The organism is Metabacillus herbersteinensis (assembly GCF_042433335.1).
GTDB classification, from domain to species: domain Bacteria; phylum Bacillota; class Bacilli; order Bacillales; family Bacillaceae; genus Metabacillus; species Metabacillus herbersteinensis.
This window is the reverse complement of record NZ_JBHLVO010000030.1, coordinates 53,169-59,215: the sequence shown is the minus strand read 5'-3', so window position 1 is coordinate 59,215 and position 6,047 is coordinate 53,169. Positions and strand designations below refer to the sequence as shown.

7 protein-coding genes and 1 pseudogene are annotated in these 6,047 nt (G+C 37.5%); 1 reads left to right on the top strand and 7 read right to left on the bottom strand.

The genetic code is table 11. From position 1 onward, the window contains the following. Positions 1-109: 109 nt before the first annotated feature. Positions 110-716: pseudogene (locus tag ACFFIX_RS22860) on the bottom strand (KinB-signaling pathway activation protein). 170 nt (positions 717-886) lie between these two features. On the opposite strand from ACFFIX_RS22860, the gene gerD reads away from it, so the two are divergent. After that, positions 887-1,510: a spore germination lipoprotein GerD gene (gerD, locus tag ACFFIX_RS22855; RefSeq protein WP_378938170.1), complete on the top strand. Its 624-nt coding sequence runs from the start codon at positions 887-889 to the stop codon at positions 1,508-1,510. 43 nt (positions 1,511-1,553) lie between these two features. Here gerD and salA read toward each other — a convergent pair whose 3' ends face one another. From salA to truA, 6 genes are all read right to left on the bottom strand, one after another. Further along, positions 1,554-2,612: an iron-sulfur carrier protein/transcriptional regulator SalA gene (gene salA / locus ACFFIX_RS22850; protein WP_378938167.1), complete on the bottom strand. Its 1,059-nt coding sequence runs from the start codon at positions 2,610-2,612 to the stop codon at positions 1,554-1,556. 114 nt (positions 2,613-2,726) lie between these two features. Continuing rightward, positions 2,727-3,440, bottom strand: a complete 714-nt coding sequence (gene cwlD, locus ACFFIX_RS22845) for an N-acetylmuramoyl-L-alanine amidase CwlD (protein WP_378938165.1) — start codon at positions 3,438-3,440, stop codon at positions 2,727-2,729. A gap of 57 nt (positions 3,441-3,497) precedes the next feature. Continuing rightward, the gene (locus tag ACFFIX_RS22840) at positions 3,498-3,941 is read right to left on the bottom strand and encodes a DUF2521 family protein (RefSeq protein ID WP_378938163.1); all 444 of its coding nucleotides are present in this window, start codon (positions 3,939-3,941) and stop codon (positions 3,498-3,500) included. Positions 3,942-4,305: 364 nt separating this feature from the next. Then, the gene (gene rpsI, locus ACFFIX_RS22835) at positions 4,306-4,698 is read right to left on the bottom strand and encodes a 30S ribosomal protein S9 (protein ID WP_378938161.1); all 393 of its coding nucleotides are present in this window, start codon (positions 4,696-4,698) and stop codon (positions 4,306-4,308) included. Between the two features lie 20 nt (positions 4,699-4,718). Next, positions 4,719-5,156, bottom strand: a complete 438-nt coding sequence (rplM, locus tag ACFFIX_RS22830) for a 50S ribosomal protein L13 (protein WP_378938159.1) — start codon at positions 5,154-5,156, stop codon at positions 4,719-4,721. Between the two features lie 150 nt (positions 5,157-5,306). Continuing rightward, a complete protein-coding gene (truA, locus tag ACFFIX_RS22825) occupies positions 5,307-6,047 on the bottom strand; it encodes a tRNA pseudouridine(38-40) synthase TruA (RefSeq protein WP_378938157.1) in 741 nt (246 codons plus the stop codon).

Sequence of the window (6,047 nt, the reverse complement as noted above, 5' to 3'; positions counted from 1 at the left end):
GAGGTCTACTATTCTCTATAATTGCTTCAAATCCAATAAAAAAATCAAAAGGAGTTCGGAATGAGAGCATTCCGAACTCCTTTTGTCTACAAACTGAGAGCTAAATTTATTAGCTCTTTTTTTCTTGTGTTAATTTTGGCAAGATGAGAAGTTGATACGCATTACATGCTTGAATTGGGATTAACATCAAATAAAGCCAATCCTGTTCATTTACTCGGAGTGCTGGGAACCATTCAATTGATGTCACAACTACCATAAAAAATAAGGCTGGGATAAATGCCTCTTTATTCGTTTGGACCTTCTTACTATATGCAACTACAAGTCCTACCAAAAGGACATATATCGCGACAAGGAAAAACGGCACTATAGATTGACTTTCTTCTGCAAAAAAATTGATATCTAAAATAGATGAGATCAAATAGGACAAAAATAATTACCACTAATTGAGCAGTATTCCAAAGTGAAAGAGACCTAAAAATTCCAATCCCAAAACGGTGTATGGTCAAATATGCAAAAAATCCCATTTGACTAATAATGCTAAAAATACACCCTACTCCAAACAACCAAAATGAAATAGAAAGAATTTCTACAATGTTAAACGAAGTAAAAAGTTCTTTATATTCATTCCATTTTATCGCAAAGCCGACAATACTTGTAACAACTCCACCCAAAAGTAAAGTACTTATAAATAAGCGAACCCAATTTCTACTTTTCACAACAAATTTCCTCCATTACCTTATCTGTTAATGATTTTACCAATCCTTTATAAAAAAAGCCACATTGAGAAGTATTTTTCCACGTATTAAAAAGACCTTACAAATTCATATTAAAAGTATGATGTAAATAGAAAGGAGCTAATGTCAACATGAAGAGAAGTTTGCTCCTCATGAATCTACTACTGCTTGCGGCTCTTATTGGTTGTGCACCTAAAGAAGAAGCCGGCGGGCAAATGGATTATGAAGAAACAAAAAAAATGGTTGTTGATATATTAAAAACAGATGATGGAAAAAAAGCTTTGCAAGAAGTCATGAAAGATGAGGAAATGAAAAAAAATCTTGTAATGGATCAAAAGGTCGTCACTGAAACAATCGAAAAAACATTAACTTCTGAAAAGGGCATTGAGTTTTGGAAAAAGGCATTTGAAGATCCGAAATTTGCTGAAAGCTTTGCAAAAAGTCTACAAAAGGAGCATGAAAAAGTTATTAAAGGATTAATGATAGATCCCGATTATCAAGCAATGCTCATTGAACTTTACCAAAATCCAGACATGGAAAAGGTGACCATAACCTCTTTAAAAAGCCAAGAATTTAGAAAGCATCTTCAAACAGTCATTACAGAGACAATTAATAGCCCTCTATATAAAGCAAAAATACAAGACGATCTCTTAAAAGCAGCTGAGGAAATGGGACAACAAGGCGGTGCTGGTGGCCAAGAAGGCGGCGGTGGAGAAGGTGGCTCTTCTGAAGAAAGTGGTGGTGGAGAAGAAGGTGGTCAAGCAGGCGGAAGTTGAGTGTTGGAATGTTTCAATGTAAAAAAGCGCCAATGGCGCTTTTTTATGCTTTTACTGGTATCAAATTCGTTATCTTCTCTGCAATTCCTTGATAAATCTGACCAATTTTATGGTCCTCTGCATAAACGGACGGTGCAAAGTCATCTTCGTTCCAATCCGGTTGTTGTAGTGGAATTTTGCCTAAGATCGGGACTTGAAGCTCTTCTGCAAGCTTTTCTCCTCCACCTTTTCCAAAGACATATTCCTTCTCACCAGTAGCTAAGCTTTCAAAATAAGCCATATTTTCAACCACACCAATTACTTCATGATCTGTACGCAAGGCCATAGCTCCAGCTCTAGCCGCAACAAAGGCAGCAGTTGGATGAGGGGTGGAAACAATAATCTCCTTACACGAAGGGAGCATAGTGTGAACATCTAATGCGACATCTCCTGTACCTGGTGGTAAATCCAAAAGTAAGTAATCCAGGTCTCCCCATTCAACTTCATTAAAGAAGTTATTTAACATTTTCCCAAGCATAGGCCCTCTCCAGATGACAGGGGCATTATCTTCTACAAAAAAGCCCATAGAGATTACCTTTACACCAAACCTCTCGACAGGGATGATACTTTCTCCTCGAACAACTGGTCTTTTCGTAATCCCCATCATATCAGGTACACTAAATCCATAGATATCGGCATCGATTAAACCGACTTTCTTTCCTAGCCGCGCAAGCGCAACAGCTAAGTTAACAGAAACAGTTGATTTCCCCACTCCACCTTTTCCACTTGCGATTGCAATGAAAGTTGTTTTGTTTTCAGATTTCAAAAGTGAGTCTGACTCTTGTGCCGGTTCTTGAAAAGCTGCAATCGTTTCTTCAGGAAGCTCAACAAATCGTAAGCCGACTGTTTCTGCACCTGCTTCCTTTAGTAAAGCTACCACTTGCTGTTGGAGCTGAAGTTGTTCGGCTGTTCCTGTTTTAGCAAGTCCAATTTTAACACTAACATGTGCCTTCTCAGGTTTAATTTTGATTTCTTCTATTGCTTTTAATTCTTCTAATGTTTTATGTAAATATGGTTCTTTAAGTTGTCCTACAATTTTGCGTACATTTTCTTCTCTTAGCATATTTACCACCCTTTAATGTATTCGTTTTCATCAGTATATCATACTTGTATTATCAAGTTGAGCATTTAAATTGCCAGTTGTCGGAATCGTGTAAAAACTCATACTGAAGTCATTTTAGTCAGGTGGGTTTTGTTCATTTGAAAAATATCTTAGCACACCATTGTAAATCGACGCGGATAATTTATCTTGATAATCCTCGTTCGAAAGGAGTCTTTCTTCGTTTGGATTAGATAAAAATCCTATTTCAATTAGTGCACCTGGCTTATCAACGTATTTCAATAAATAGATACCATTAATAGGTTTTGCTTTTCGAGTTGTGTTTTCTAAATTTTTACGAAGCTCATCTTGTACAAACTTTGCAAGTTGTTCATTTTCTTGGTATTTACCGTAATAAAAGGATTGAGCACCACTCCACTTTGAAGAGGGAATAGCATTTAAATGAATACTTAGAAATAGATCTGCTTCAGACTCGTTTATCATTTTCACTCGATTTCTTAAATCTTCAGCTTTTCTTCGACTATAGCCTTTTGTTCTTTCTTCTGCTAAATCAACATCACTTTCACGAGTTAATATAACCAGCGCACCTTGTTCCTGTAAATAATCACGGACTCTTAGCGAGACCTCTAGTGCAACATCCTTTTCTAACTTTTTATTTCCTACAGCTCCACCATCAGGTCCACCATGACCTGGATCAAGATAAATGACCTTTCCAGTCAAAGGTAAGTTCCAAGATTTCCACGAGTTGTCGTTGGTGAATTGCCATTGAAAAAGGATAAGTAATAAAATAAAGCCCCCCAAAAAACTAATCCACTTTAATTGCTTTTTCATTTTATTCCCTCCTGCTCGTCCTTAAATCAATATATGGAACTAGCAGTGAGAATATGATTAATGTAGCCTTAACTTGTAACGTTTTTCACCTTTTATAAACCCTGCCTTCCACCAGCTTTGAACATAATACTCACATGCATAGTAGATGGACTCTAAGAGCATTTCTTGAGATCCAAATTCCCCCCAATGTACAAAGTAGTCATATAGATCATCGATTAGTTGCTTTTCCTCGTATCGGCACCTTCTATTTGCAGACTGCATCGACTCGCCATAATAACCAAATTTGCTGTATTTTGCTCCAAGCAGAAACGCTTCGATTGCAAAATCCACACAACCGTCCTCTGTGGATGTATCTTTTATCTTTCTTTTATTAATAAAGCTACCAAAACAATCCTCAATCTTTGCTTGAATTTCAACTAACGATAGCTCTTTTAGCATTTTCCGTTCATATTTCAATTGCTTCTGATGTCTTTTTTGTTTTAAAGAGATGATCTCATTCATGATAAGCCCCCTTTAAATATATTGTTTAACCTACCTTTTTTTCTCATTCGTGAATGCATTTCCAATTATCAGTAGGTTTAAATTTTCACTTAATACTTTAGGGGTTTTGGGTGATAAAGCTTAGGGAGGGTTTTGGATAAGGATATATACAGAACAAAAGCGCAAGCGCCTTGAACAGCCCCGACAAGCATAAGGCGATTAAGGTGTTCTTTGCCTTCAATTTATAATTGACTTATGACCTCGATGGGCTAGGCGCTGGAGCTGGATGCAGAAACGTTAACCACAGTACAAGAATTTTATAATTTCCTGGTGTCCTAAACAATAAAAAAACCACAACGCTTGGTTGTGGTTTTTCGTAAGATAATTAACGTTTTGAGAACTGAGGTGCTTTACGAGCGCCTTTAAGACCGTATTTTTTACGCTCTTTCATACGAGAATCACGAGTTAGTAATCCTGCGCTTTTTAACGTTGGACGGTATTCTGGATCTGCTTCTAAAAGAGCACGAGAGATACCGTGACGGATCGCTCCAGCTTGACCAGTGTATCCTCCACCTGAAACTGTAACAAGAACATCGTAGTTGCCTTCTGTTTCTGTTAAGTTTAATGGTTGTTTAACATCTGCAATTAGTGCTGCTGAAGGAATGTAATCTGTAATCTCACGATTATTTACAACAATACGGCCTTCACCAGGAATTAGACGTACGCGAGCTACTGAGCTCTTACGACGACCAGTACCATAATATTGAACCTGTGCCAAATGAATAACCTCCTTTATTATTATCCGCGAAGTTCGTAAACTTCAGGTTGTTGTGCTTGATGTGTATGCTCACTACCAGAATATACGTGTAGCTTTTTAAAGATTTGACGTCCTAAAGAATTCTTTGGAAGCATACCTTTAATTGCTAACTCAAGCATTTTCTCTGGATAGTTTGTACGCATTTCCAAAGCAGTTCTTGTTTTTAAACCGCCTGGGAATTGGCTGTGACGGTAGTAGATTTTGTCAGTTAATTTTTTACCTGTTAATTCAATTTTCTCTGCGTTGATAATAATTACGTTATCTCCAGTATCAACATGAGGTGTAAATGTTGGTTTGTGTTTACCACGTAAAATAGATGCTACTTCAGTTGAAAGACGACCTAAAGTCTTGCCTGCCGCATCTACAACGAACCATTTACGTTCGATCGTGCTGGCGTTTGCCATAAATGTTGTACGCATGCTTTTCCCTCCTAGTTCAATATATAAAAGTGGTTCTATTCTATTTCATAACACGATAAAGTTCCGGGGCTTAACCGTGGGGTTGAAATACATACCATATGATATGATATAACGTCTACAAAACAAAGTCAAGAAAATGTTACACCTGGTTTAGTTGTCATAATAAACTTTCCATAAATATAAGCCATGACCCGGTACTGTTTTGCCACTTAGACTACGATCCTGCGCTACAATTATATCTTTTAACTCAGATGGCTGAAGCAATCCTTGTCCAGCATCAAGTAAAGTGCCTACTATAATTCTGACCATGTTATACAAAAACCCATTACCTAAAAACCGAATAATTAAGTCGGTACCTTCTTCATAAACATCAATCTCATAAATCGTTCTAACTTTATCTTTAACATCTGTCCTTGCTGCGCAAAAGCTTGTGAAGTCATGTGTACCTAATAGATAGCTCGATGCATCAGTAATTGCTGTTTTATCAAGTGCATAGGGAAAATAGAGACTATAATTTCGTTTAAAAACATCTCTAGGTCCACTCTGGGTTATTCGGTACCTGTATTCTTTGGCCTTTGCATCAAATCGCGCGTGAAAATGATCATCAACAACTTTTGCCTCAGTCACGAAAATGTCCTCAGGTAAAAGTGAATTTAAAGCAACAGGCCATCTATCCGTTGGGATCTCGAGGAATGTATCAAAATGAATCACCTGACCGACTGCATGGACTTTTGCATCCGTCCTACCTGAACCAGAGACTCTAACTTCCTGCCCTTTATGGAGCTTGCTCAAAGCTTCTTGAAGCTCACTTTGGACGGTTCGCTTATTCGGCTGAACTTGATACCCACTGAACTGTGACCCATCATAAGAGATTGTGCATTTAAGTCTCAT